Here is a 25,433-nt window from a genome sequence, read left to right as displayed (position 1 = left end):
TTGCACGTACATCAATTGCCTAGCTATTTCCCAATCATTTTTAACCGCTAGATTAAGGTTATCCAATATTGGTTTAAGCTCAAACCTTTGCATTTCATCCATGAAGTAAGGGATTGAGCAAATCCTATATTCTATACATAGAAGGGTAAAGAGCTTGGTGAACGTTACTTCTTCCTTGCCGTTGTCTTTTTTTTTGCTTCCTTGTTGAAGACCTCATTTTGTTTGCTAGTTTCAGTCATCCATTCTGAAAACTCCTGCAAGATGCTTGGATTCTCATCAAGATAGTCCATAAACTCATCAAATGTCATTGTACCATCATAGTCCTTTGAAGTGATGACACAACAATAGAAGTACACTAGAATGTCTGTCACTGTAGATGGTGAAAAAATATGGTCTGTAATTTGCTCGTAAGCAACCATTGCTCTGAATGAGCTTTTCAAGGTTATTTCCTTGTCTTTGATTATTACTTTCATTTGTATTTTCCTTTATATTAATAAATATAAAATGTATTGAAAAAAGAAAGGGGAAACACCAAATTAATGATGCTTCCCCTTATGGTTTTATGCTTTTTCTTCATTACCCTCAATCACTTCCTTGGTGTCTTGGGTATTTGGCTTCTTCTCATCTGAGAATGATTGTGCTCTTCATTTACTAGGTGTAATACCGCCCTTGATAAGTGGACCTACTCCTGTGAATGAAGCATCAAATGTGGCCACCTCGCCATTGTTTGCTGACAGTGAAACCGAGTTGACTATCACCTTGCCATGGTACATGTCATCTGCGCTTGTCCAATTAGCAGGTGTACCGCTATAAAGACCCTCAGCATCAGTTGTGCCACTGGTAATAGTGTCATAGTTCTTTACAGTTGCAAATACAATCTCAATTGGAGTGTTAGCAACCATGACATCAATCAGCTTTGAGTAATCTGCTACAGTGAATAGGTTGCTTGCGCTTGCTGTCCAAGAAATCTTTCCAAGCAAGCTAGCTGCCCAACGTCCGCTATCCTTGCTAGATATATCTACTGCATCAGCACTTACCTCTACAGAAAGTGAAGTAGCCATTGCAAGACATGTTGGAGTTGCAGAAGTCTTGTCCTTCACCCAGAGCTGCACACGCTCTCCCATAATAATTTTACCGCCCATTATAATGTGAAAATATATTACCTAATTAGTTATCTTTTTATATTATCGCCAAAAACTGCAAGTTTTGCACGTAATTGTCGTTTGAATAGTTCTCATAGCAATTTTGAAGTTCAATCCTCTTGAAATAACTAGAGGTTCTTCCTTCCAAAAGTTGCCTTATCCTCTCGGCAATGTTGACTGTTGTAACATAGTCATTTGCCACAATGTTTACTGTGAATGAAACCTTGTCATCTGCCACTCCAACCTTGTAGTAGGATGGTACAACGGATGATTTGGTGAAGGTTATGAAAGGTAGCTTAACATCTTCCTCAGCAACCAATGGATAGATGTTCTTTCCAACCATGTTAGCCAATGCCTCATCTTTTGAAAGGATTTGGAATATGTGTTTGTTTACTGAAAGTCCTGTCTCCATTAGTTATTATTAATTATCTTTGTCACTCCATCCTTAACCTTGTCAATTATAACGTTCTCGGCTTGTGGGATGGATTGTTTAGCGTTTTGGAAGAAGTTTGTTGCTTTGAGGCTTCCTCTATATCCCTTTCTAGTTCCCTTCTTATAAAGGGCTTCCATCTTCTTTGCACGGTTCTTCCTGCTTCCACTACTTACACCATCCTTTGTGTACCTTGGTATTGTACCGCTGTCAAGCCATAAGTTCTTGTAGTAGGTTTGACCGTGGGATTGTGTACCTGCATAGGCGTTTCCCCTTATATAGACCTTACCTTCATTTGATGTTGGCGCAACTGATTTCTGAATGCCTTCTAGCATTTCATGTGAGTAATGTATGCCGCTCCCTTTGAGGTTTGTCTTTGCCTTTGTTTGGATAACATCAAGTGCATTGTCCAAAGCCTCACCGCATATATTCTGCATCTCAACGCTAGCTTTATCAAAAGCCTTTTTGACGTTGCTGAAATCAAACTCTACCATTACTCATCAATCTCCTCAGTAGTTATCACCTTCTTCATCTGTGTGCGGTCAAGCTCAATGGATAATATTCTGTATTTTTTTCCCATCCAATGTATCACGTCTGTTTCTCTCACATCCACATATTGGTGAACCTCAAACACCTTGCGATACGGATAAGAAATTTCAGTGTTAACCAATGCCCTTGAACCTCCGTTACTGACAGCTCTAGCCCTTGTGCAGTACCAAATCTTGTACTCTTGTACCATTTCTCCAAACTCATTCTGAGTATTGACAGGGCGATATATATCAATGCTTTCTCTTAAAAGTCCACACCTCATTTGATACCTCCCTTCATTAATACTCACCTTGGTCAACATCATCAACGTTCACCACATGTGTGTAACCGCTGTCAGCCTCATTGTCAACATCAATCCAAGTTCCACCACTGATTTTATGCTTCCTAATGTCCTTAATCTCATCAGTGTTCTTGTCTGCTTGGTCATGCAGCTTGTTAATCTCATGGTAGAAGTAAATCCTATCCAATCCCTCATTACCATAGTTCTGATAGAGGCTTAACAAGTACAAGTAAGACTGTGGTAACTCAGAAACACCTGTGAAAGCAACGGATTCCCTATTGTTATAGTAATTGCCAACCAACAGTAGCATTGCTTGCATAAGGGTTGGTGGAAACTTGCCACGGTTCTTCAACATGATAAGTTGGAAGCTGTCATCTATGTGGCGTTCTGTTACTTGCTCAGCTACATCCCCAAGAATCTTTAGATAATCATCATCATCATGGAAATCAGAATCAATGTTAAGATGCTTTTTAATCAAGTCTAAATTAAGATATTCCATTCTTGGTTGTTATTATTAAAAAAGGGCTTGCTGCCTTTGATACAGCAACAAACCCTATGTTATATAATTGATGTATGAAAGTAATTATGCCAACTTACCTGCAACCAATGTTTCTGGTCTTGCAACACCAAAGTCAACGTACATGTTAACTACAAGGCGTACAGCACCCTTAGCTGCTTGTGTGTAAGGGTCAACAATCAAATCAAGACCGCTCCATGTACCGATTACAAGTGAACTCATGTCACCAAACAAGTAGTTAGAAGCAGGAACGTTTGAAGTATTGTATGCCTTTGTACCATCAACCTCACCGTTCTCATAAACCAACTCAGTTGACTTAGCACCCTTAGCCATTGCCCTCAAAGCTGCCTTAGCCTTGTTAGAAAGGATATAACATGGCTCATTCAAGATGTTCGCATCTTCTACCTTTGCCTCATTTGCTACCAATGTAGCGAAATCCTTAGTAACTGCTGAATCAGGCTTAACTATTGCAAATATACCCTTTGGCTGAACTGTAGAACCAGAGAAATCAGACAAGAAAGCCTCTTCCAACTTGCTGTTGATTGCGTTAACAAGGTCAGTCCTTATTGCGTTCTCAACATCAACGCTGTCCTGTGCCAAAAGTTCCTTTGATATGTCAACGTATGCTGTCAAGCGGTGTGGTGTAAGCTTCAAGTAATTGAAAGCACCTGCGCCATCCTTAGCCTCACCATTCTCATCCTCAAAGGTTACATTAGACTTTGACATGATAGGAATCTTAACGTCACTAGTCAAGTTACTGTAGATTGTAGCACCTGCTTGTGCAAGTACGTTCTTTGCACGCAATGGGGTTAAGATGTCAAATACGTCAGTTGCAACAACGCTTTCACCGTCTGCTGTAACAGAATGGATTGCCCTTACCTCATTTGTAGGGATAACCAACTGACCTTGTGCAGAAAGTCCTGCCTTCCTCATTTCGCTCTTACCTTGCTCAACCACTGCATTTGTAAGCTCATCAAGTGGCTGATTCTTTGAAATAGACCTAACGGTCTTCAAAAGTGAAAAATTCTTATTCATTCTAACGTTAGAATTATCTTCTTTATCATCGTCTGTTGGGGTTTCATCCTCATCCTCCATTGGAGTTTCAACGTCCTCATCAGACTTATCATCTATATCATCTTCTTTAGGGTCATCCTCAGTAGGTGTTTCAATATCTTCCTCAGCAGGAATCTCATCATCCTCCATTGGAGTATCAACTTCTTCATCAGACTTCTTTTCCTTACACTCAGTAGGGGTTTCATCCTCCTTTGGGGTCTCGTCTTGAAGCTCTTTAAGCTCTTCCTCTGTAATGTCTCTATTTTCTGCCTTAGCACGTTTAACCAAGTCATATATCTTATTAAGATTCTTCGTCATTAAACTTAATAATGTTCTACTATTATAAATATACTATTGATAAGGTTTTTTCCTAATGTTTACCAATATTTTTTTATCTTTTTTTAAAGATTCAGAATCTCATCACATAAGTCCTGTATCTCTGATTGCTTTTCCTTCTCGCTCTCCAAGTACTTCTCATAGCTTCTGCAAGATGGGGCTTCTGTTGAGAGGTAAGCAGGTTCAAAACATGGTGAACAATCAAACAGCATATCAATCTTATTGATTACCCTATGTTTTACACCCTTTTCGTCTGTTGACCACTCATCAGCACCTTCCTCATCCGAGATTGTGAAGGCAAAGGAAGAACCACGGACAATGCCTGCTTGGACATAAGAAAGCACCATATCACCAATCTGGTTGTCTAGTAAATCCAAGTCATATCGCAATCCCTTATCATCAAGGGTTAGTGTTAGGTTTCCTTCTCCGAATCTTGAACGCCCTAGGACATCATCTTGGTTGTGATTCCATAGACAGTATATGTCACTTTTCTTTAAGGTTTCCTCAGTGATTGCATTTGGTGAAATAACCTCATAAAAGCCTAGATATTGACTTGGCTCGTTAAATCTCACGCAATATCCACTTAAATGCCTTCCACCATCAGAACGCAATTCAGAGGAAAGTTTCCTATACTCAATTTCTTTCTTCATTAATAACGTTATTATATATAATAATTATTCAGAAGGATTCTCATCTTTTCCAATGGTGTTTTGAGCAATGTCAGTGTAAGGTATGACTAGCTCATCACCACCTTCAACCTCATTCATTCCCAAATCTTTCCTAGCTTCATTCCTAGAGAGGATTCCACTTGAAATCATGGTTGAGTAGTAGTTTGCTTGTGCCTGTTTGTTTGCCCTTAATACTGAATTGGTATCAAGAATTATCTTTAAGTTAGTCTCAGCATTATTTAATAGTTTCCTATCCAACTCATTCTCAATCATCGTTATCCATGGTTGCAATGTATGAACCAAGAAATCATTCTGAACATCCTCCAAATTTGAGTAAGAAGAGTGGTTTGCAAGACCTAGAAGGACAGGGTTTACATTGAAGAACCTACATATATCCTCAACGTTGAACTGTCTTGATTCAATCTGCTGAGCATCCTTTCCTGATATACTGATTGGCTGATATTCCATGCCAAACGGTAATATACAAACGCCATTGCTTCCATTGCTATAGGTGCTTGCCCAACTTGATAATATATCATGCCTTTGCTTTGCGCTCATCACATTCTGTGACTTGATTACACCACTCAGATTTCCACCATTCTTGAAGAAACTCTCTGATTGATTATCAGTTGCAGAAGCAATTGAGATTGTTCTCTTTGCAAAGTTCAAAAGGCTAATGCCATGTACTCCGTCATAAGTGTTTTTCTTGAAATGCAGCATATCACTTGGCTTTACCCTCATCTTTCCAAGCATAGGAATTTGATAGTACAATTCATTCCTTTCCTTGGTGTAAACTATCGTCACATCACTGCTTTCTAGGAATCTCAAACCCTTTGGAAGTCCTTCATTTGTACGTTCTATGTAAACAAAAGCATTTCCTCTTAGTATCACGCTCTGTACTATCAATTTGAGGATGTCAAACTTTGTCAAGATGTTATTCTTGTCATCAAACAAATCTCCAACTGGGTGATTCTTAACAACGCTTGTTTTTCCCCTTGCTGACTTCTTCTTAATTACAATTGGAAGGCTAGCCACACCATCGCTTATCAATTGCGTGCAAGCGAAAAGTGCAGGGATATTCATACCGCCATATTGGGCGTTTGATAAAGCTCCAAACAATAGACTTCCATCACCATAAAAACCACTTGATGATGAAGAATCCTCTTCACTTCTCTTTTCCCTAACTCCGAAAAGCCCACGTAATATTGGGCTTCTTTTCTTATCCTTATCCATTAAAAAAATCCTAATATATGTCTATAAATATTAGAAGGTTATGGAATCTATTAAGCTTCCGTCATAGTGATTTTCCTCTTGATAGCCTCCATAAGCCATTATAATTGAGATTACACCATCAATCTTGTTCTCATAAGATTCCTTGATAATCTTGATGTTGTCATTATAATCAGGTTTTGGAACTGCATTTTCAAAACAGAACATAGTGATTGGGTTCTTATCTATTATGATGTTTTTCCCTTCCATTATCAGCCTTTCAATTGCCTTGGTTGGTCTATTCATTGAACCTATTGATTGACTGTATGGCTGCATGTTATATCCTGCTTCTGTCAGACGGATTGAAAAGTCAGTTGAGTTCCAACTATCAAAACTTATCCTCTGTATGCCATCGCTTAACTCATGCAATTTCTGAATCTGATTGAAAACATAATCATAATCAGTTACATTACCTGGGGTAAGTGTCAGAAAACCTTGTCTATGCCATGTCTTGTACTTGTCTTTGTTCGTTGAAGTCTTTAATGTTTCAGTTGGAAGGAAATACCAATTTTTAAAGTAAAACTTCCCATCATTCTCATACATGGCGGTTAAACATGTCAAGTCAGATGTGCTTGCAAGGTCAAAGGATAGATATAAGGTTTTGTCCTTGAATGAATCATCAGATATATTCTCCATATTCTGAACTATATAAGATGAAGGAATCCAAACATTGGATGTGCTTGCCCATACATTGAAAACCTTTGTGATTATCGCTGTTGCTTGGGATGGGTTATTTTTCATCTTTGCAATTTGCTGAGAATAGAAATCCCTTGATACGCTTATATCCAAGTTAGGTGAGCACTTCTTCCATACATTTTCATCCTCATAATCATCATCGTCATCCAATGTGTAAACCAAGGTGAAAACACTGTCATCATGCTTCAATCCCCTCATAACGTCAATTCCGCTCTGTTCCAACTCCTTGTAGAAACCACTCTGATTTGCACTCCTAGTTGTGCAGCAACACATTAAAGGTTGCCTCCTGCTTCCCATGGAACTCTCCAATACATCATATACATCAGAATTAGGGGCTTGTGAAATCTCATCAACAACCGCAAAATTGCAGTTCAAACCATCCAATCTTGAAGCATCAGCGGAAACCACTCTCATAACTGAATCAGTCTTATCAAATAGAATCCTATCCCTATATCTTTTGAAATACTTGTCAATATTATGTCCCAAAGACTTCAAATAGGATGATGCCATCTTGAAAAGGATGGAAGCTTGGGATGCTGAGTTTGCAGCAACAATCACCTGTGAGTTAGCTTCTTCTAGAAGGGCTTTTATCGCCATTATTGATACCAGACTCGTCTTTCCCTGTTTGCGCGAGCATGATAAAATGAAGGTTCTTGTTACCCTAGTGTCATCTTTCTTCCACTTGAATCCGTAGATGCCACATAACATGAATTTCTGCCACTCTTGCAAGGTGAAGGAATGGTGGTTGTACTGTCCTGTAAAGTGTTTGAACTTCCCAAAAAATCTGATTGTCTTCTCAACTTCCTCAATGTCAAAGTACATATCATCCCTTTGAAGGAAGGCAATGAATCTTTTGCAAGCAAGAATTATATTTTGACATGCCAATATCTTACCCTCAACAACATCCCAAGCATAACTAGTTATCCGTTCCTTGATTTCTTTTTCTAACTCGCTCATCATATTCCTCCTTCCACATCCACTTATATCCGATTGTGTTTGGTATTATCCCATCACATACATCAGAAATCTTGGAATTTTGACCCTTCTTTCCGTTCATAAGAGCCGCCTTCCAAGCATTCGGAAATACAGCCACAAACTTACCATCCAATGTCAGCTGAACAACCTCCCCAAAACGCCTTTTTATTTTTTTCCTTAGCACTTTTGGTCTTTCAAATGTTATGTTTGATAACCTGCAGTCCTCTTGATTGCCATTCTTCCAATAGTATTTCTTGCCCTTGTTTTCCTTATCAAAGGCATCAACAACCAACCTAGCTACATTGGTAAAGGTCTTGAATTTATCAAAAGAAACCACGTTATATATAATAGGTAAAGGTGAGTGGTTTTCAATATCCCTCACCTTTCCTAGATTTGACACCTCATATTGTGGGTGTTCTTCAATTACTTTCCATACCTCAGTCATTATCTTTAGTTAGTTAGAGCTGACAAAAATTCATCTGTTGTGTCTTTCTCTTCCATCTTTAGCTTGGATTCAGCCATTGGAGATATTGCCAATGATTGAACTAGCTTCTGAACTTGTATGCTAGCATCATTCATAATCTTGATTGATGGATTTGGACATAGCCCCCTTGAAGTCTGGGTAACCATGCCGTTTGTCCTAATTGCTTCCTTACTCATTTGGAAAATATCATATTGGAATGCAAGGCTATCCAACAGCCCAATCCATACTGGTTTTATCTCACCGTATTTACCCAATAGGTAATCTTCCACGTTCTTAATGTATAGCTGTGTAGCAGGTAGATAGTTACTAGTGTCAACCATTCTTGTATTTTCAATCTTCGCCATTCTCTTGTTCCTCTTCCTTTTCTGTGTGCTTAGTGGCTTCCCACCTATACCCCTTATACATATCCGTTAGTTTCTTACCGCTTAAATACTTGCAATTTGATGCTGCAAGTATTGAAGTTTTATGAAATCCGTTTTTCTCCAATTGGTCAAACCCATTGTAAATTGCTATGCAAGCATTATTCAGTAGTTTCTGTTTGACTATCCACCAACGCTTTATCTTGGTCTTTGGTGTTCTCTTTGGTGTTCCCCATTGGAGATTGATTGCACGGTTATCTGTCCTCTTCATGTTCAAGTGAACAACCGTTTTATATTCAGATTCCTCTAAAAATGCGAGAGCAACTAACCTATGGACATAAAGAAGCTTCCTTTTCCCTCCATCATCAGGTGTTAGCATAATCTGCAAGTAGCCATTATTCTTGTTGGGATGTGGCTTCAAGATTTTTTCTTTGATGGTCTTGCTGCAAGTTCTTTTCTCACCACTAGTTATAATCTTCCTTTCCCTAACCTTTACTCTTCCCATGTTACTAACTTCATATAGGCTGTAACCATCAATTATTTTCCATAATTCGCCTCTCATTCCTCTTCCTTTTTCTTGTTATGTTTTTCCCACTTGGCAAACAGCATTGCACCTATAAGGTGTGAAGTGGCAATTGCACCAATTACACCAACCGCCATCAGTATTATTGAAATTACTTCCATTGTATCATCCTTTTATATATAAATATATGGTAATCTTAAAAAATACAAAGAATTTGAGAAAAAAATAAGGATAAAGCGATATTTTTTATCACCCTATCCTTATAAATCATATATTAGTAATTACCTGCATCTAAGGCATCAACACTTTCTATAGCTGTAAGCCTATTCAGAACGTCATCAAGAGTTGCTTTTAATGTATCATAGTTGGTCTTCAAAACATCATAATCGCTCTTCAAAACATAGTTGGAAAGTTCACTAGCATCAGCCTTTGTTGCTTCAACTTCCTTAGCCCTTGCAATCTCATCAGTAATAGACTTGGTGATTGCACTGTCAGCTGATTTCCTCTCACTAACCTCAGTGGTCAATGCAGAAGCATCAGCCTTACTTGAAAGGTCAATATTGGCAAACTTATCAGTATATTCTTTCCTTATCACGTTAAACGCTGCTGCAATTGCCTGCTCATCAGCCTCCAACTCTGACTTCAAAACAAAATTGGAAGTATCTACACTAGAAGTATAGCTTCCAAGGATTTCCCAAGCTGAGTTGATATAAACATATTCCGTATATACGTTTGATTCTCCGCTTGTTTGGGATGGAACTAGATAAATCTTGTTCTCCTTAATATCACTTGTTGGAAGGTCATTTGCAATTATTAAGATGTTGGTATCAAGATTTCCTAACTGTTCAAGTGGAATCCTACCATTTACCAAATCAGCTTTATTTGATAGAGTATCATCAATTGCCTGTTTATCAGTGTTGTAGGTTGATTTATCAAGGTAATTTGAAAGGTCAATCTTTGCAATCTTGTTAGCCACAACAGAAACACCGTTAACAGTAACATCTTGAATCTTGCCACCGTTAGCCTTTAAGTCTGCAATCTCAGAATTAAGTGATGTTATTGCAGAAACCCTTGCAGAAGTCTCATTTGCTATGACACCTTCAACTCTTGTTATCTCGGATTTCCTGTCACTTACTTCCTTGGTGATTGAGCTTGTCAACTTGGTATCAGCATCATTCCTTGCAGAAGTCTCAGTGGTCAATGCAGAAACATCAACCTTACTTGAAAGGTCTATGTTTGCTACCTTCTCTGTTACTACAGAAACACCATCAACCTTAACATCAGTAACCTTGCAAGCTGTATCACCAACAGCTTTAATCTTGGCTTCTAATGCCTTATCTGCCTCAGTTCTTGCGGAAATCTCAGCGTTCAAGCTGTCTGTGAGAGTCTTCTCAGCTGCCTTAGCTCTAACCACTTCATCATTGATAGACTTGGTTAATGCAGAAGTATCACCTGACATTGTACCGCTTATCTCACTCTCAGCCCTCTTAGCCCTAGCAATTTCAGCTTCAAGAGACTTGATAATAGCACTGTCAGCAGATTTCCTATCAGCAACCTCAGTGTCAACCCTGCCGTCAATCCTTGCAATCTCAGAAGTTCTATCTTCAACCTCTTTGCTAATGTTTGATGTTAGAACTTTCTCGGTATTTGTAGCCCTAGCCACTTCATCATTGAGGCTCTTGGTGATTGCGCTATCAGCAGACTTTCTATCAGCAACCTCTGTGTCAACCCTGCCGTCAAGCCTAGTGACTTCACTTGTCCTGTTGGTGATTTCTGCATTGAGGTTGTCTGTCAAGACTTTCTCAGCTCCCTTTGCTCTAGCCACTTCATCATTGATACTCTTGGTTAGTGCAGAAGTATCAGACTTTCTATCACTTATTTCAGTATCAATCTTGGAATTTATATCATCATTTAATGAATCTAGTCCACTGAATTTCAATCCGTTCTCACCAACAGTCAAATATGCCTCAGAATCATCCGCAATCCTTACATATACCGTACCATCAGAATGGACTTCTAAGCCATCCTTAAACTCTGATTCAGCTAAGAATTTAGATACATCAATGTCAACAACGTCTGTTCCACCACTAGCGTTATTATATGTAAACCTCAACTTTTGGTCAACCAATTCAACCTTCTGCAAACTAGAATCCTTATATATGTTGATGGTTTCACCTAATTGAACATCAAGACCATTTGTCAACTTGAAGGCTTCTTTTACATTTGCAGGTAAAAGGTCATCAGCAACCTTAATAATCTTTACTTTATTGTCAGTGATAGACTTGGTTAATGCGGAAACATCTTCATTATGCTTATTGGTAAGCGTTGTTACAGCATTTTTCCTGTCTGCAATCTCCTTATCCAAGTCCTTGCTGAGAGCACTCTCAGCATCTGTTGCACGTTGGATTTCAGTGTCAATTCTACCGTCAAGTCTAGTAACTTCGTCAGTCCTATTGGTGATTTCACTGTTCAAACTGTCTGTCAATGCTAATTCTGCTGCCTCAGCTCTTGAAGTTTCCGTCTCAATCTTAGTGTCAAGCCTAGAAACCTCTGACTTCCTATTGGCTATCTCATCATTCAGATTCTTGGTGATAAGGTTATCAGCATCTTCCCTTGCTTTTGTCTCAGCTGATAAGGCGGTTTTCAATTCCTCTGTGTTTCCACTAAGCTCCTCCCTTATAGCAGTGTCTGCATCCTTGCGGTCTTGAATCTCTGTGGAAACCCTACCGTCAAGGCGTTCTACTTCACTTGTCCTGTCTTGGGTTTCTTTGGCAAGATTATCACCCAAGACTTCCTCCGCATTGGTTGCCCTTAAAGTTTCCGTCTCTATCTTATTGTCAAGGCGTTCTACCTCACTTGTCCTGTCTTGGATTTCCTGATTGATGCTGTTGGTTAGAGTAGTTTCCGCATCAGTTGCACGTTGAGTTTCGTCAGTTATGCGGTTGCCTAGAGTTTCTTCGCTTTTCTTTGCCCTATACACCTCATTTGCTATATTTGTTGTGAGAGTATTATCAGCATCTTGCCTTGCATTTGTTTCAGCGTCAAGATTCTTTTGAAGCTCAACATCAGCATCTTGCCTTGCTCTTGCCTCAGCTTCCAAATCAGCATTGATTTCATCTTGAAAGATAACTTTCTTCATTTCGCCATTGGAATCCTTGGTTGAAATAAAAGGTCTCTCAGCATTGGCGTTGATGAAAAGCTCTCCAATTGATGCTCCTTCTGCCTCTGGCATTTTATTCTTAACAACTGAGTTGAAGAATTTAATTCTTGGGATTTTTGTAGCCATTATTATACAATAATTTTTTATATATATTAAAAAAGGTGATTGAAATCTATGCCGAAATCAATCACCAATAAATATCATTTATTCTGTTATTATTGTAACATTATTTAGTATTCCATCAGTCTCCAATTGAGCCTTGATTTTGTCAATGGTTGTTTGGTTACAGTTCCTCATGTAAATTGTCTTCAAGGAATCGCAATATTTGAACATATTACTCATAGTAGTAACATTGCCAACATTCCAATTAGATAAATCTAGGCTTTGGAGTTTTTCGCAAAGCTGAAACATAATATTCATATTAGTAACATTTGCCACGTTCCAATTAGATAAATCTAGGCTTTGAAGCGAAGTGCAACCATCAAACATAGCAAACATATCAGTAACTTTTGAAGTATTCCAACCGCTCAAATTCAATGTTTGAAATGAAGAGCAATCGCCAAACATAACATCCATATTAGTAACATTTTCCACGTTCCAATTAGATAAATCTAGGCTTTGAAGCGAAGTGCAACCATCAAACATACGGCTCATAGTAGTAACTTTGCTAACATCCCAATTGCTAGCGTCTAGGGTTTTAAGGCCGCTACAAGACTGAAACATAAAAGACATGTCAGTAACATTTGATGTATCTAGTATGAACACATCTAAAGATGTGATGCCACCAACATTGTAAAACATTCTTCTCATACTAGTTAACTCACTTATGTCACAAGCAATGAATGTTAGATTTCCACGAATGTTATTTATAATAGTCCCATAATAAATTTTAATCTTTGCTGAAATGATGGTGTCTGTAATGTTATAAATTCCAACAAATTGTTTAAGGCTTTTGCCACTTGGAATGTTATGCACATACCACTTATTTCCCTCTGTAATTGGAATTGTTTCGCTTCCACCTTCATAATAATTTACCGTCACGGTTTGATTGGTGTTTCCATTCAAATCACCAACCTTGAACATTATAACGTTATTTGGCATGAAGTGGCATTCATTCTCCTTCCTGCAGTAACTGACTGATGGAGTTGGAATCCTCCTCATTTCTGCTTCATAGTCTGTGTGAGCACTAAAGTTTCTTATATACTTCATTAAATTTATATTGCAATATTATATTATAATAAATACAAAAAGAAAAGCCTAGCCAATGAAAACACTGGCTAGGCAAGATTAATTAAAACAATGAGTTAAATAGCTCAAAATATATAATAATTTATAAGAGATTCTTCTAAAAGACGGATGGCTACTTTCACAAGCCACCATCCGCAAAAAATAACATTAAATAAATTAAAACTTAACAATGTCTAAAACATACATATATAATTCATCTTATGAATTTGATAGATAGATTACATTCAAATTTAATATTCACCGCATGTTATGGTATCATCATCATCTGTTATAACACCATCAATCATGCAATCATTATAGTCATCATATACTTTCATTATATCCTTCCTTTATCTATAAATATATGATTGAATTAAAAATTACTTGAAAAATGAGTATTTTTTTTCAATTTTTTTTCTTGATGTTGCCATGTGCCTTTTGGTGACAATCCCTACAGAGTGAAATGAAGTTATTTGGATTCCTCAGTAAAAAGTATCTTTCAACCATTGATAGATTATCAATGAAAGGTGATTGCTTATGGTGAACGTCCCTAGCTTGAACTGTCATCCCTTCCTTTAAACATTCCTCACAAAGTGGATGCTCCATGAAATACAGCTTCCTAACCTTCTGATAAAGCCTATCCGCATAAAGTTTCTTCCTTAAATTGGATTTGTCAGACGTTCTTTCCTTCTTCTTTAGACGATTAATTGTTGGCATTGCATATCCCTTTATTATATGCCTCAGAACCGCAGGAAATGCCCCTCTAAGGCGTTGTTTTCTATCTAGTGATTAATTACTCATCTTGGAAAAAAGAGGGGCTACAAACGCCCCTCCAATGAATGCAAATGAACTAGAATAGAAATGCTCTCCTATAACTAGGATATATTATAAATATTTATTAGTTTTTTACTTATCTTACCAATGTCGTTGGAATATAGTCTTTATGAGACTTTATCCATTCCATGGTCAAACAATGACCTTCTTCATGGTCATATATTTCTATCTCCCTCACACCTTGGTTAACCAACTCTTGAATATCATCAAATCTCTTTCCCTTTAAGTTTGGGAACTCAGTTAACGCCATACCAACTACCTCATATCTCATTCAATTATCCTTTACTTTATTACCCTCTACCAACATTGCAAATATATATAAAATATTTGGTAAAGCGAAATTTATTCTTAACTTTTTTTAAATTTTCTTGGTATATCCGCTTATTGAGCACTTATCAGTACTTAACCATATTGTAGGTTGTGGTATCTTTTCATTCCTAACCCTAGTGGAATAGTTCTCTAGCGGTATGTTCCAATTGGCTATGTTCAAGTCCTTCAAAGGTACATTGGTGACAATCTTATCAATGTCAAAGATAATAAACATGGTTGGAAGCAAGAATATCTCTATCAATCTTTCATCTTCCTTCCTTTCCTTCATCATGCTTATGTACTTTGTGAACAATAGTGGAAGGGTCTTACTTGAAATATATCTACCATTATTACGTTTAATCTCAACCGCATATTTAATTTCCTTCCCTTTCTTGGTGACAGCCTTGAATCTGAAATCAACGGATGTTCCATTTGGTGTTGGTCTAAGGTCTTTGATAGTTATTCCCTTTTCCTTGAAAAGTTCCTCAATAATCTCTTTCGCTTGGAAGAAATCCTCAGTCTCAGACTTCTCCATCATTGCTTGGTTAGTGTACTTAATCATTGTCAAAAATTAATCTTTATATTAATAAATATCAGATAAAATGAAAAAATAAGGCTTAAATGAAAAAAATATTCAATTGAAGAATGATTTATTGTATGAACTAGCAAGAGCAATGGCATCCAAGAGGTCATATTGCAAGAGCTAACGTGAAACCACTCATCTTTGAGGATGGTGGTTTCCGAGCAATAAACCCTTGATATTTGTGAAGGGGGATTCTTAGTATATAAGTTATTCTTTCTATAAGTTCTTAGATAATATAATATAATAATAACTCTTGTTATATAATATATTTTATAATATTAATAATATACTAGAATAATATAATATATAATTTATAATATAATATACTAGTAATAATATATAATATAATATTATCATTTATTATCATAATAAGAGAAATAAGGAAGAGAACACTAAACTGGATGATAACACTAGAAATAAATTAATACTACATGATAGGGTGATAATTTCATGCTTCTATTAAATTGTTTTAAGATTTATTTGGTTTTATCAATAATTTTGTATATCTTTGCAATAGTTGGTAGGATAATAAAAAAATATTAAAAAAATATATCACATTTCAAGTAATTTTGAAATCATTGTGATATTTATATAGTAGAAGGGGGCTATTGCAAGAGCCTAGGTTGGAAAAGGTTTTTTTTAGTCTTTTATTACTTTTCCGACCGTCCTTCTTTATTGTAAAAAAAAGAAAAAAGACATTATTGATAACTAATACAATAAAAGATTATAATTGATGAAAACTATCAAGTTTGGTCAATACACTTTTGACATAAGTGTTTCAACACTCCCAATAGAGGATAAGAACAATTGTAATTTTGGTAAGATTAAATACAAGAGGCAAAATCTTACATTTACAGATTTTATCAATAGGATTGAAGACGGTTATTCATTCTGTTACTGCTTCAATGACAATGGTAGGGTTTTTGGACAGAGAGAGAAGAGAATGGATAATTTCCACCATACCAATTTCATAGTATTTGACATTGACCATTGTGCAGCTAACATACATGAATACTTGAACAAGCTTCCACTGAAACCTACATTGGCATATACCACAACAAATGATTCCAAGTTAGACCATAGGTTTAGACTGATTTATTTCCTTGATTTTACCATTATGAAATCTGAATCTTTCTATAAGAAGGTTTATTATAAGTTAGCTTCACACCTAGAGATATACAGCGGATTTAGGATGGAAGACAACTGCATGAAGTCACCATCCCAACAGTTCCTAGGAAATCCAAAGAAGGAAATAACCACGGTATATAACAACATCCTATATGAATTGGAAGACATCAATAAGCTCTCAATGAATGAGAGGTATGAGAAGGAAATGAAGGGTGTTAAGGACACTGCAAATGATTCCAAGATAGAGGATGTTGAGTTGAATATATCGGATGAAATGAAGAATGACTTGAATGAAATGAAGGATTCTGAGTTTATTGCAAAGTGGAGCAATAAATATATCTATCTAATGGAAACTCCTGTAACCTATGATGAAGACGGAATCGCAAGATTGTGGGATAAGGAATATTATCAAATCAAGAACAAGTTCTCCAAGGTTGAAGGGCGTACTATACCGTTTAAGCATGGAGAGAAAAGAAGGGTTGTTCTTCTCAATATGATTTCAACTATGCTAAAGATTAATCCTAGGATAACGGATGAAAACCTAGTTTTTAATGTAGTTGTTGAGCGTTATCATTTCTTTGACAACGTTGATGGAAAGCTAAACAATGCTTGGATATTGAATGCCATCAAGAATGCTAGGATAGATGATATGAATGGAAGGAATCCTATTGTGCCAGAGAATAGAACATTCAAGATTCAGAAGTCACATTTCATTGACTTGATTAATAAGTGGAATGATGAAGGCAAGAATGGAATGATGGTTCTCACCAATAAGATAAGGAAAAAGATAAATACCGAAAGGGTTGGTGCTCTATATGACTTCAACTTGTCAGTCAAGGAAAATTTGAAATGGCTTGCAGAACAAGGTATAGTTGTCAGTCAAGCAAAACTATATAGATTGAAGAAAGATAACTTTAAAGAGGTGGAGATTGCATAATGGCTAATGGAAAATAATAAGAGTAATATGTGTAAGTTTTAATGGAAAACGACGATTATAAGAAGAAACTGATACCAATGCAATTAATGGCTTTACTACCGCCAATTGCAGTAAAGTTCTTCTATGTAACTTTTGTATTATCAAAGAATCCAAAGGGTTGTAATTATAGTCCAACATCACATGGGATATATCATATGAGCCAAGAGGATTGCGACCTTGCATTGCAAACATTGATTGATAACGGAATTGTTAATGCCATTCCAAACGGTGATTGGTACAAGCTTGTGGTGAACTACGATAAATTTAAAGAGTTTAATTATCCATTTAAGGACTTGTTTGACAAAGATGGAATTAAGCTATCAACTGAGGTTACTTTTAAAAATAATAAAGTTGAAGGTATCATTAACCAATTAACTCTCTCCGAAAAGGAAGAAATGGTCAAGAGACTAGGATATGAGCTTGCTTCTTCAAGTGATAACGATAGGAAGAAGGAGATAAGGGATGAAATGGCAAGGGAATGTTTCATTCTATCAAAGAAGGATGCAAAATAATCTCAATTAAATTTCGTTTTACTAATTATTTTCTATATCTTTGCACTATAACAATAGAAAGGAACATAAATAAAAAAAACATAACAATGATTAAGAACAACAATTCTAAATGCTTACTGAAAGTCCTTGAAGAGAAAAGGGACGAGCAAATGAATAAGGGAAATGAAGCTGAGAACGCATTGAAAGCAGTCTTTGATAAGTTTGGAATTATCTATGAGTTCAAGCACATTGAGCTAATTGTAGACTGTGGAGGTAAAGAGCATGGTCATCTTTATGACTTCTTGGTTGAGATTGGTAAAAATAAGTACGGTATTGACATTGATAAACCCTTAGAAGACAAAAAGATGGATGAGTTGGTTGTGGGATTTGGTATAGAGCCAAGGAGATATAAATCTCAGATGGTATCTGCCATTTCAAATGGTGTCTCCAAAGGCTTGATTGGTAAACAGCAGCTCATTAAAATCATAGAAAGTGGTCTTCCAGTAACAAATGACATGATAGATGTTGCATCTTTTTTCTATAATAAATGTATTGAGTTTGAATGTAAGAATAGACCAATACTAGAACCTATGGAAGAGTCATTAATGAATGATGAGGACAACAAATATATCAACAGCATCAAAGGTGCTCTGAATGAGAAAATTGGTGGGGAATATGGTGAAGTGGTTTATGGTGGTAAAGTTATTCCTACAGTCACAACTAAAACTCCATTTACAACAGTTACTTGTGGCACAAATGGCTATAAAGGTGGTGATTGGGGACATGGCTCTAGAACCTACGTTAAAGTAGAAGGAGGCATTCTTAGTGAATATGAAATCAGAAAGATTGATGAAGACAAAGATGGCTCTTCAAGTGGTTTTGAAATAGCAGTCGGTGGAGATTGTGAACTAGATTCAATGATTGAGACATTTGAAGCAATTGCATCCAACCTCAAAAAGATGAAGGAGGAAATCTCCATTCTAGATAAAAAAGATACAAAATAATTCCAATTAGATTTCTGTTTCTTAATTTTTTTATATATCTTTGCAATATAAGGAAGGGATTTCCAAGACGGACTTGAATGAATATATAGCCCTAGGATAAGTTGCTCATACAGCCCTAGATGTGACCTCGGACAGTGACCATCCATCAGATACGCCAAGGTGAGTGACAAAGGCTTGGAATCCCAACCAACCACTACCAAGACACTAACTAAGAATAATATTATGCACGGTGCAAGAACTATACGCATATAGGGATGGGAATTTAATTGGAGTTTATAAGTCAAGTCAAGAGGCAAGCAAAGCCCTAAACTTATCAGATTCAACCATTTCAACAATCAAGAACCAAAAGAAGAAGACTAGGAAGGGGCTAAGGTTCTCAAATGAACCACTTGATGAAGAAACCCTAGAGGAAGACAGAAAAACCAACACCCTAGATAAGCATAATTTCTATGATGAAATTGATGAACGTAACTTCACATTTCCTACAAGGGGAAAGGATTTGGTACAAGCCTTAGAAAAGTACATTTCAAGGAATATAAAACCAAGTGTTATGCGCATGGATAAACAGACAGCAAAGCTCCACGAATATTATCTCAAAGGTCTCTTTACTAGAATATATAAGAGAATTAAATAATATGGCGTATAAGGCGTACAGGAGGCTCTCAGAGCTGTTTTCTCCGTCTTGGTTGGTAACTATACCATCTTGTAGCTTGGGGGCTTTCCTGCGTGCCTTTCTATAGTAAAGAGACAATGAAATGAATTGGGATGGTAATGGTGTTACCAAGGGATATATGATAAATTGATTTTAAGCCCATTTCATGACGTTCTAAGACACTTTCTCATTGAAGGTGATAAACTATACCATTGAAGAAAAATAAAGCCTTAGAACGCAAATTTTGAGTTATCCTTGGTAAACGGTTGAATGCAGTCTATTAAGCCATCCTTGAAGAAAAACCTTCTGTGATGGATGGTTCTTCACTATACTATTGTAAAAGTTTAGCCTCATTTCCCAAATCCTTTTGAAAAGCCACTCACCATCAACTGAGTTAACCTTTCCAAGGGTCTTGTTCCCAACAATGCCATCAACAGTCAAGCCAAACAGTTCTTGAACTTTCTTAACCCCAATGTTGCCGCTCATCCAATACCAATCTACCAATATGTTAGCAACGGATTGATTCTTTATTGAATCAGCCTTCCACTTGTCCCAATATAGTTTCTTGAATATATAATTCCATTGTGATTCTGTCATGTTTTTCAAATCATCAACAGTCTTGTCATTGCCATATACCATCCTATAGGTTGACAATGTGACACCCTTGTTGGTTGCTCCACCTCTATCTTGCGGATGATTGCTGAATCCACCTTCCCATTTCTTTATGAAAGGAACTAACTTTCTATAATCTGCCATTATTAATGATATTATAATATGTAATAAGTATTTAAAGGATTTGATTTAAGGCTGTTTCCTGACGTTCTGAGGCGTTATCTTATTGAAGGTGATAAACTATACCATTAGGTGATTTTAAGGGCTTTCTAGGGCATTATATGAGGTGTGTTAAATGGTGTTAAACATCTTTGTTATCTCAACTTTTTTGAGTATCTTTGCACTACAAGAAAAAACCAATAATAACATTTAAATAAATTGAGAGATATGGGAAGTTTTATATTTTTGATACTGCCATTCATAATCCTCTATTACATTGTTACAAGGGGTAGAAAAGAAGGAAAAGAGGAAGAGGCCGAGCAATATATTGAGGATGAATCCTATGAAAGGGAATCAATTGAAAATGAAGTCTATGAAAGTGAATCCCAAAGGAAGGAACGTGAGAGACAAGAAAGATATGATGAATATGTAGAGAAATGCCTCCTACTTGATGCTGAGAGTGGATTCAGAAAGATGAATGAGTACAATGTACTAACAGCTGAGCAAGAACGTTGGTATGATGACTACGTTGAAACTTTCTGTGGCATTGGAAAGACCAATACCAAGTACAAGTTAACATCTTTAATAAAAAAAGGTGATGAAGCTGCAAAGTTCTTTAGACTAGCCTTGGAGATTGGTGACGCTCAAAACGCAATGATTGCATGTAAACGTGATTGGGGATATTACGGACATGATAACATTGATAAAAAGGAAGAAGCAATCAATGAACTCATTGAATGGTCAAGGGAACACAACTCAATATATGGCATATCATTTCCTGTAAGCGGATTGAAGGGACTATCAATAGTTTACTTTGAATGTGATGGATTCGCTTTTGCTTGCTATATTGCAGCATCAAAGAACATAACAGCCTTGAAGGACATTAATAAGAACTATCCAAGAATCCCTAACAATTGCCAACCATTGACAGTTGAAGACATATTGCCAAGGCTAGAGGCTAAGTTAATGGAAAAGTATAGCTTTAGTTAAAGAACGTTAAGCAACTTTGTTATCTCAACTTTTTTGAGTATCTTTGCATCAACAAGAAAATTGAATTATACCCTTCATTTTGAGGGGATTACAATCAAAACAAAGAAAGCGATTATAAAGGCTTTTTAGATTTAATTTTTATGTATTATACCCCTCTTTTTGAGGGGAATGTAGAAGGGGGAACGGTCTAATCACCATTCCCCTTTATTAGTTGATAGGTGGCAATGGATGCCAACAACTCATGCTCCTCAGTTTGCCAATGCGGAATCAGCTTCCCATCAACCAACTTGTATAGCTTCTTTTCAAACCCCTTCCATGGTAGGTGAGATAAGTAAATCCATTCCCAATCCTTGCCGTTCTCATCAACTACATGGATATGCTTGCATGTCTTAACCTTGCCGTTAAAATTACATTCCTCAGCGTCAAACCATACCTTTGATATATGATGATTTACAATATCCTTCATCTTCTTAATGTCAGTTGAAGATAAGTCATCAGCATATTCCAAGAGATTATCAAATGTTGGATTCTTGGCTGATTCAAGCTGTCTTTCTAGCTTGCCAATCTCAACCTTGTATCTGTCTATATCATTTTCGGATTGAGACTTCTCTGCATCAATCTTGGCTATCCTTGCTTGGTATTGTTTCTTGGTAATGATGCCATCAACATATACATCTGCAATCTTAGCCTTCTTCTCATCAATCTCTTTCAAATCCTTCTCACTTCCCATTATCTTGTCACCCAATACCTTGATGTCATTCTCCAATGTCTCTACCAAATTATTGTTTGGCTGTGACATAAACTCAATATGCAATATACTCGCAACCTCATAGATAATTTGGTCAAGGACGTTGATTCTCATTGATACACTATTCTCACACCCCAAATGCGCTTTCTTATGATAACAGAGGTAATTTAACCCACTTGCCATGTAATTGCCACCGCATTTTGGACACTTAATTAATCCACAGCCAAGATTGGTGTTTCTAGATTCCTTGGTCTTCCCCACATATTCACCATTCTTCTTAGCCTCTTTAATTGCTTGGCATTTATCCCACTTCTCTTTGGACATAATAGGGATGAATTTTCTATGACTTGAACGTGAACCTTCCCAATTGGTATAGCCAATGTAAGCGGTTTCACCCAATATCTTTCCAATCCAAGCTTGTGTGACTTTCTTCCCTCTATTGCGGAAACCCCTTGCATTCAACTCTGTTGCCAAAGTATAGGTGGAGTATTTGCCACTGATATACATATCATATATCATGTTGACAGCCTCAGCCTCTTCCTTCAATGGAATGACAAAATTATTACTGTCAAGCTGATAACCGTACATTTGAATGTGGCTTCCATTGCATTTGCCAATCTCAGCATTGCGTTTCTTGCCACGCTGCATCTTTGCAAACATTTCCTCAGTATCTAATTTGACCATTGCAGCATAAACGGAAAACATCATGCTTCCTGCTGTGTCCTCAGTTCCATCTTCTTTCAATAGAGAAAAGGAAGGGTCTTTGCAGTACACTTGGATTCTATTCTTCACAAAGAACTCCTTCATTTCATGCAACTTGCTTTCTACTCTTCCAAGTCTATTCAACGCCCAAACTGCAACAGACTTGATTTCACTGTCATTCAAGATTGTTGACTTGATGTCTTCAAGCATCTTGATATACTTCTTATTCAAAGACCTTGCACTTGCACCTTGCGCCTCAATAAAAAGCATGTCACCATCCGCAAACCCCTTGGACTTGCAGAACTCAATCAATTCCTTCTTCTGTGATTCAATCTCTTGTGCCTCAGTTGAACTTCTCACAATACATAATACCTTTGCCATAACTCCAAATACTTTAGAAGAAAGTGGGATTTAGCCCACTCTCTTGATTTGATAATAAACGGTCTTGTCACTAAAGTAAGAAACATAGTTGAAGTTGTCATTCTTGCATCCACACACATGATACTTATCTTTCATGTTGCTAGCTTGAAGAACCTCAACCAACTTTCTTGCGGTTGCGTAACTTGATGGCTTGGAGATTTCCTTTGCTGTAACAACCTTACCACCCTTTTTTGTCATTTCAATAACTTTGTACTTGTCCATAACACTTTAATTTTTTATTTTCGCTGGCAAAGATACAACATTTTTTTGAAATAATAGCTAGTAGGATGTTTAAATATTGTTGTCGCCACTTCGCTCGGCGTTACAAGCTGCATGTAAGCAGCAGGAAAGCTGAATGAAATCTGCATGTGATTCGTTTTTGAGATGATTTTATCTACTACAACCGCTCCTCCTATATATAAATAGGTGGAGCGGTTTTATTTATTTCCCTGTCATAGCCGGTCATTTCCGGTCATGGTCATTTTCGGTCATTTTCATTTTCAACTTCGGTTATTTTCATTGTATATTACTTTTTTCGTAGCTTTCCTCTATAAATCAATGAATTTTTTTTATCATACTGGCTTATAATTCGGATTTTTTATCTAATTTTGCAAAAGATATGCTGCACTCGGCATCATAATGACGAGGAATTTTGAAATAACAAAGGAACATACAATGATAGATACAAGACTGAAAGTTTTCAGAAGTGTGGCTACACTCCTGAGTTTCACTAAGGCTGCCAACGAACTATTCATCAGTCAGCCTGCCATCAGCAAGCACATACAGGAGCTTGAAAAGGAATATGGGGTGCAACTATTCGACAGAATCGGCAACCGCATCCAACTCACCCGTGCCGGACAACTTATGCTTGACCATGCCTGCAAGATTATCGATGCCTATCAGAATCTCGATTTCGACATGAAGAAGCTCACGGAGAAATCTGGTGGTGAACTGCGCATCGGAGCCAGTACCACCATCTCACAATATGTTCTCCCCGAACTGATAGCTGAATTCAGGAAACATTATCCCGACATTCGTCTTACCCTGCTCAGCGGAAATTCTCATGAGATAGAGGATGCGCTTGCTGCAGGAAGGATAGACCTGGGTATGGTGGAAGGCATCAAGCGGCAGCCCACCTTTAAATACACTCCTTTCATGAAAGATGAACTGGTGGCGTTCGTACATTGTTCCAATCCCCTAGCCCAGCAAGATGAGATTTCTCTGGACCTTCTCAGGCAGACACCGATTGTACTGCGAGAATTAGGTTCCGGAACTTTGGATGTCATCCAAAAAAAACTGCAGGAAAACGGCATTGCTCTTTCTGATCTGAACATTGAGATGAATCTGGGAACCACAGAGGGCATCAAGCATTTCGTGGAACATTCCTTAAGCATGGGTATCATCAGCGTAAGAGCCATCTACAGAAGTATCTATGAACAAGTATTCAAGGTTCTGGAAATTGAGAATCTGAAGATGGAACGAGATTTTATGTTTGTTGAGAAGAGAGGCGTGACCGCCAAGCTCCAGCAGACATTCAAGAGATTCATAACCAAAGATTATAACGTATAGTTATTATATATATACAACATCTCATATTTTTTCGTACCTTTGCACCCGCTTTAAAAAAAAGCGAATAACCGACAAAAAAATGAAGAATATGAGATTATCAGAACAAAGGAGCAGTATGCTGCATGGCGTATTGCTCATCGCACTCTTCGCATGCGCTGCCTTCTACATCGGTGGCATGGACTGGGTGAAAGCTCTTTCGTTTAGCCCCATGGTGGTGGGCATCATCATTGGTATGCTCTATGCCAATAGTTTACGTAACAACCTGCCCGACACCTGGGTACCGGGCATCAAGTTTTGCAGCAAGCGAATCCTCCGCACAGGCATCATCCTTTATGGTTTCAAGCTCACCTTCCAGGATGTGATGGCTGTTGGAGTCTCTGCCATCGTGATGGATGCCATCATCGTATGCGGCACCATCGGCTTGGGAATCCTGGTGGGAAGGCTCCTGAAAATAGACCGCAGCATTGCACTGCTCACCGCTTGCGGAAGTGCCATCTGTGGAGCTGCAGCTGTATTGGGTGTGGATGGGGCCATTCGTCCGAAGCCTTACAAGACGGCAGTAGCCGTAGCCACCGTAGTCATCTTTGG

General features: G+C 37.4%; 29 protein-coding genes. 7 read left to right on the top strand and 22 right to left on the bottom strand.

The genetic code is table 11. The annotated features are described in order from the left end of the window. Window positions 1-164: 164 nt before the first annotated feature. From AAAT87_RS10645 to AAAT87_RS10555, 19 genes are all read right to left on the bottom strand, one after another. A complete protein-coding gene (locus AAAT87_RS10645) occupies window positions 165-473 on the bottom strand; it encodes a hypothetical protein (protein ID WP_349226400.1) in 309 nt (102 codons plus the stop codon). A gap of 171 nt (window positions 474-644) precedes the next feature. Next, window positions 645-1,142 carry a phage tail tube protein gene (locus AAAT87_RS10640; protein ID WP_349226399.1) on the bottom strand — a complete coding sequence of 166 codons (498 nt, stop codon included), beginning with the start codon at window positions 1,140-1,142 and terminating at the stop codon, window positions 645-647. Between the two features lie 37 nt (window positions 1,143-1,179). Next, window positions 1,180-1,554 carry a tail completion protein gp17 gene (gene gp17, locus AAAT87_RS10635; RefSeq protein ID WP_349226398.1) on the bottom strand — a complete coding sequence of 125 codons (375 nt, stop codon included), beginning with the start codon at window positions 1,552-1,554 and terminating at the stop codon, window positions 1,180-1,182. Beyond that, window positions 1,554-2,066: a hypothetical protein gene (locus AAAT87_RS10630; RefSeq protein WP_349226397.1), complete on the bottom strand. Its 513-nt coding sequence runs from the start codon at window positions 2,064-2,066 to the stop codon at window positions 1,554-1,556. Before AAAT87_RS10630 ends, gp17 begins: the two co-directional genes overlap by 1 nt. Next, on the bottom strand, window positions 2,066-2,383 hold the full coding sequence (locus AAAT87_RS15555; RefSeq protein ID WP_428848546.1) for a phage head completion protein: 318 nt from the start codon (window positions 2,381-2,383) through the stop codon (window positions 2,066-2,068). The genes AAAT87_RS10630 and AAAT87_RS15555 overlap by 1 nt, the downstream gene beginning before the upstream one ends. 16 nt (window positions 2,384-2,399) lie before the next feature. Continuing rightward, window positions 2,400-2,900: a head-tail connector protein gene (locus tag AAAT87_RS10620; protein WP_349226395.1), complete on the bottom strand. Its 501-nt coding sequence runs from the start codon at window positions 2,898-2,900 to the stop codon at window positions 2,400-2,402. A gap of 84 nt (window positions 2,901-2,984) precedes the next feature. Continuing rightward, entirely contained in the window at window positions 2,985-4,289 is a 1,305-nt protein-coding gene (locus AAAT87_RS10615) for a phage major capsid protein (protein WP_349226394.1), read from the bottom strand. Window positions 4,290-4,372: 83 nt separating this feature from the next. Next, window positions 4,373-4,957: an HK97 family phage prohead protease gene (locus AAAT87_RS10610; RefSeq protein ID WP_349226393.1), complete on the bottom strand. Its 585-nt coding sequence runs from the start codon at window positions 4,955-4,957 to the stop codon at window positions 4,373-4,375. A 24-nt stretch (window positions 4,958-4,981) separates the two neighbouring features. Then, window positions 4,982-6,208 carry a phage portal protein gene (locus AAAT87_RS10605; RefSeq protein WP_349226392.1) on the bottom strand — a complete coding sequence of 409 codons (1,227 nt, stop codon included), beginning with the start codon at window positions 6,206-6,208 and terminating at the stop codon, window positions 4,982-4,984. A gap of 30 nt (window positions 6,209-6,238) precedes the next feature. Further along, a complete protein-coding gene (locus AAAT87_RS10600) occupies window positions 6,239-7,900 on the bottom strand; it encodes a terminase large subunit (protein ID WP_349226391.1) in 1,662 nt (553 codons plus the stop codon). Further along, on the bottom strand, window positions 7,857-8,360 hold the full coding sequence (locus tag AAAT87_RS10595; RefSeq protein WP_349226390.1) for an NUMOD4 domain-containing protein: 504 nt from the start codon (window positions 8,358-8,360) through the stop codon (window positions 7,857-7,859). The genes AAAT87_RS10600 and AAAT87_RS10595 overlap by 44 nt, the downstream gene beginning before the upstream one ends. A gap of 5 nt (window positions 8,361-8,365) precedes the next feature. Further along, window positions 8,366-8,743 (bottom strand): P27 family phage terminase small subunit, encoded by a 378-nt coding sequence (locus tag AAAT87_RS10590; RefSeq protein ID WP_349226389.1) that lies wholly within the window; start codon window positions 8,741-8,743, stop codon window positions 8,366-8,368. Then, complete coding sequence (locus tag AAAT87_RS10585) at window positions 8,730-9,320, bottom strand: NUMOD4 domain-containing protein (RefSeq protein WP_349226388.1); 591 nt, start codon at window positions 9,318-9,320, stop codon at window positions 8,730-8,732. The genes AAAT87_RS10590 and AAAT87_RS10585 overlap by 14 nt, the downstream gene beginning before the upstream one ends. After that, a complete protein-coding gene (locus AAAT87_RS10580; protein ID WP_349226387.1) occupies window positions 9,317-9,442 on the bottom strand; it encodes a hypothetical protein in 126 nt (41 codons plus the stop codon). Before AAAT87_RS10580 ends, AAAT87_RS10585 begins: the two co-directional genes overlap by 4 nt. Window positions 9,443-9,555: 113 nt before the next feature. Beyond that, on the bottom strand, window positions 9,556-12,567 hold the full coding sequence (locus tag AAAT87_RS10575; protein WP_349226386.1) for a coiled-coil domain-containing protein: 3,012 nt from the start codon (window positions 12,565-12,567) through the stop codon (window positions 9,556-9,558). Window positions 12,568-12,645: 78 nt separating this feature from the next. After that, a complete protein-coding gene (locus tag AAAT87_RS10570; RefSeq protein ID WP_349226385.1) occupies window positions 12,646-13,650 on the bottom strand; it encodes a BspA family leucine-rich repeat surface protein in 1,005 nt (334 codons plus the stop codon). A gap of 423 nt (window positions 13,651-14,073) precedes the next feature. Then, window positions 14,074-14,385, bottom strand: a complete 312-nt coding sequence (locus AAAT87_RS10565; RefSeq protein WP_349226384.1) for an HNH endonuclease signature motif containing protein — start codon at window positions 14,383-14,385, stop codon at window positions 14,074-14,076. Between the two features lie 193 nt (window positions 14,386-14,578). Then, window positions 14,579-14,773: a hypothetical protein gene (locus tag AAAT87_RS10560; RefSeq protein WP_349226383.1), complete on the bottom strand. Its 195-nt coding sequence runs from the start codon at window positions 14,771-14,773 to the stop codon at window positions 14,579-14,581. An 87-nt stretch (window positions 14,774-14,860) separates the two neighbouring features. Then, window positions 14,861-15,373, bottom strand: a complete 513-nt coding sequence (locus AAAT87_RS10555) for a hypothetical protein (protein WP_349226382.1) — start codon at window positions 15,371-15,373, stop codon at window positions 14,861-14,863. A gap of 754 nt (window positions 15,374-16,127) precedes the next feature. Here AAAT87_RS10555 and AAAT87_RS10550 point away from each other — a divergent pair. From AAAT87_RS10550 to AAAT87_RS10535, 4 genes are all read left to right on the top strand, one after another. Beyond that, window positions 16,128-17,459 (top strand): hypothetical protein, encoded by a 1,332-nt coding sequence (locus AAAT87_RS10550; RefSeq protein WP_349226381.1) that lies wholly within the window; start codon window positions 16,128-16,130, stop codon window positions 17,457-17,459. Window positions 17,460-17,500: 41 nt separating this feature from the next. After that, entirely contained in the window at window positions 17,501-18,010 is a 510-nt protein-coding gene (locus tag AAAT87_RS10545) for a hypothetical protein (RefSeq protein ID WP_349226380.1), read from the top strand. 86 nt (window positions 18,011-18,096) lie between these two features. Then, the gene (locus AAAT87_RS10540; protein WP_349226379.1) at window positions 18,097-18,993 is read left to right on the top strand and encodes a hypothetical protein; all 897 of its coding nucleotides are present in this window, start codon (window positions 18,097-18,099) and stop codon (window positions 18,991-18,993) included. A gap of 229 nt (window positions 18,994-19,222) precedes the next feature. Further along, a complete protein-coding gene (locus AAAT87_RS10535; RefSeq protein ID WP_349226378.1) occupies window positions 19,223-19,627 on the top strand; it encodes an NUMOD1 domain-containing DNA-binding protein in 405 nt (134 codons plus the stop codon). Window positions 19,628-19,894: 267 nt separating this feature from the next. Here the strand turns inward: AAAT87_RS10535 and AAAT87_RS10530 are convergent, their stop codons facing one another. Further along, window positions 19,895-20,401 carry a glycoside hydrolase family 108 protein gene (locus AAAT87_RS10530; protein ID WP_349226377.1) on the bottom strand — a complete coding sequence of 169 codons (507 nt, stop codon included), beginning with the start codon at window positions 20,399-20,401 and terminating at the stop codon, window positions 19,895-19,897. 243 nt (window positions 20,402-20,644) lie between these two features. Between AAAT87_RS10530 and AAAT87_RS10525 the strand changes: the two genes are divergently transcribed. Beyond that, on the top strand, window positions 20,645-21,406 hold the full coding sequence (locus AAAT87_RS10525) for a hypothetical protein (protein ID WP_349226376.1): 762 nt from the start codon (window positions 20,645-20,647) through the stop codon (window positions 21,404-21,406). Window positions 21,407-21,593: 187 nt separating this feature from the next. Here the strand turns inward: AAAT87_RS10525 and AAAT87_RS10520 are convergent, their stop codons facing one another. Further along, window positions 21,594-23,237, bottom strand: a complete 1,644-nt coding sequence (locus AAAT87_RS10520) for a recombinase family protein (RefSeq protein WP_349226375.1) — start codon at window positions 23,235-23,237, stop codon at window positions 21,594-21,596. A gap of 30 nt (window positions 23,238-23,267) precedes the next feature. Next, window positions 23,268-23,498 (bottom strand): hypothetical protein, encoded by a 231-nt coding sequence (locus tag AAAT87_RS10515; protein ID WP_349226374.1) that lies wholly within the window; start codon window positions 23,496-23,498, stop codon window positions 23,268-23,270. A gap of 453 nt (window positions 23,499-23,951) precedes the next feature. On the opposite strand from AAAT87_RS10515, the gene AAAT87_RS10510 reads away from it, so the two are divergent. Both AAAT87_RS10510 and AAAT87_RS10505 read left to right on the top strand, forming a co-directional pair. Next, a complete protein-coding gene (locus tag AAAT87_RS10510; RefSeq protein WP_296974595.1) occupies window positions 23,952-24,845 on the top strand; it encodes a LysR family transcriptional regulator in 894 nt (297 codons plus the stop codon). A gap of 88 nt (window positions 24,846-24,933) precedes the next feature. Further along, window positions 24,934-25,433: YeiH family protein (locus AAAT87_RS10505; protein WP_349226373.1), on the top strand; the 500-nt coding region annotated here is incomplete at its 3' end.

The organism is Segatella sinensis, assembly GCF_040095255.1.
GTDB lineage: Bacteria > Bacteroidota > Bacteroidia > Bacteroidales > Bacteroidaceae > Prevotella > Prevotella sinensis.
Note: the sequence above shows the minus strand (reverse complement) of the source record. Positions and strands in the feature narration are given on the sequence as shown.

Bases quoted from the DNA above. Each gene is read 5' to 3' on its own strand.
- AAAT87_RS10645 (WP_349226400.1), bottom strand. From the start codon at position 473: ATGAAAGTAATAATCAAAGACAAGGAAATAACCTTGAAAAGCTCATTC.
- AAAT87_RS10640 (WP_349226399.1), bottom strand. From the start codon at position 1,142: ATGGGCGGTAAAATTATTATGGGAGAGCGTGTGCAGCTCTGGGTGAAG.
- gp17 (WP_349226398.1), bottom strand. From the start codon at position 1,554: ATGGAGACAGGACTTTCAGTAAACAAACACATATTCCAAATCCTTTCA.
- AAAT87_RS10630 (WP_349226397.1), bottom strand. From the start codon at position 2,066: ATGGTAGAGTTTGATTTCAGCAACGTCAAAAAGGCTTTTGATAAAGCT.
- AAAT87_RS15555 (WP_428848546.1), bottom strand. From the start codon at position 2,383: ATGAGGTGTGGACTTTTAAGAGAAAGCATTGATATATATCGCCCTGTC.
- AAAT87_RS10620 (WP_349226395.1), bottom strand. From the start codon at position 2,900: ATGGAATATCTTAATTTAGACTTGATTAAAAAGCATCTTAACATTGAT.
- AAAT87_RS10615 (WP_349226394.1), bottom strand. From the start codon at position 4,289: ATGACGAAGAATCTTAATAAGATATATGACTTGGTTAAACGTGCTAAG.
- AAAT87_RS10610 (WP_349226393.1), bottom strand. From the start codon at position 4,957: ATGAAGAAAGAAATTGAGTATAGGAAACTTTCCTCTGAATTGCGTTCT.
- AAAT87_RS10605 (WP_349226392.1), bottom strand. From the start codon at position 6,208: ATGGATAAGGATAAGAAAAGAAGCCCAATATTACGTGGGCTTTTCGGA.
- AAAT87_RS10600 (WP_349226391.1), bottom strand. From the start codon at position 7,900: ATGATGAGCGAGTTAGAAAAAGAAATCAAGGAACGGATAACTAGTTAT.
- AAAT87_RS10595 (WP_349226390.1), bottom strand. From the start codon at position 8,360: ATGACTGAGGTATGGAAAGTAATTGAAGAACACCCACAATATGAGGTG.
- AAAT87_RS10590 (WP_349226389.1), bottom strand. From the start codon at position 8,743: ATGGCGAAGATTGAAAATACAAGAATGGTTGACACTAGTAACTATCTA.
- AAAT87_RS10585 (WP_349226388.1), bottom strand. From the start codon at position 9,320: ATGAGAGGCGAATTATGGAAAATAATTGATGGTTACAGCCTATATGAA.
- AAAT87_RS10580 (WP_349226387.1), bottom strand. From the start codon at position 9,442: ATGGAAGTAATTTCAATAATACTGATGGCGGTTGGTGTAATTGGTGCA.
- AAAT87_RS10575 (WP_349226386.1), bottom strand. From the start codon at position 12,567: ATGGCTACAAAAATCCCAAGAATTAAATTCTTCAACTCAGTTGTTAAG.
- AAAT87_RS10570 (WP_349226385.1), bottom strand. From the start codon at position 13,650: ATGAAGTATATAAGAAACTTTAGTGCTCACACAGACTATGAAGCAGAA.
- AAAT87_RS10565 (WP_349226384.1), bottom strand. From the start codon at position 14,385: ATGCCAACAATTAATCGTCTAAAGAAGAAGGAAAGAACGTCTGACAAA.
- AAAT87_RS10560 (WP_349226383.1), bottom strand. From the start codon at position 14,773: ATGAGATATGAGGTAGTTGGTATGGCGTTAACTGAGTTCCCAAACTTA.
- AAAT87_RS10555 (WP_349226382.1), bottom strand. From the start codon at position 15,373: ATGATTAAGTACACTAACCAAGCAATGATGGAGAAGTCTGAGACTGAG.
- AAAT87_RS10550 (WP_349226381.1), top strand. From the start codon at position 16,128: ATGAAAACTATCAAGTTTGGTCAATACACTTTTGACATAAGTGTTTCA.
- AAAT87_RS10545 (WP_349226380.1), top strand. From the start codon at position 17,501: ATGGAAAACGACGATTATAAGAAGAAACTGATACCAATGCAATTAATG.
- AAAT87_RS10540 (WP_349226379.1), top strand. From the start codon at position 18,097: ATGATTAAGAACAACAATTCTAAATGCTTACTGAAAGTCCTTGAAGAG.
- AAAT87_RS10530 (WP_349226377.1), bottom strand. From the start codon at position 20,401: ATGGCAGATTATAGAAAGTTAGTTCCTTTCATAAAGAAATGGGAAGGT.
- AAAT87_RS10525 (WP_349226376.1), top strand. From the start codon at position 20,645: ATGGGAAGTTTTATATTTTTGATACTGCCATTCATAATCCTCTATTAC.
- AAAT87_RS10520 (WP_349226375.1), bottom strand. From the start codon at position 23,237: ATGGCAAAGGTATTATGTATTGTGAGAAGTTCAACTGAGGCACAAGAG.
- AAAT87_RS10515 (WP_349226374.1), bottom strand. From the start codon at position 23,498: ATGGACAAGTACAAAGTTATTGAAATGACAAAAAAGGGTGGTAAGGTT.
- AAAT87_RS10510 (WP_296974595.1), top strand. From the start codon at position 23,952: ATGATAGATACAAGACTGAAAGTTTTCAGAAGTGTGGCTACACTCCTG.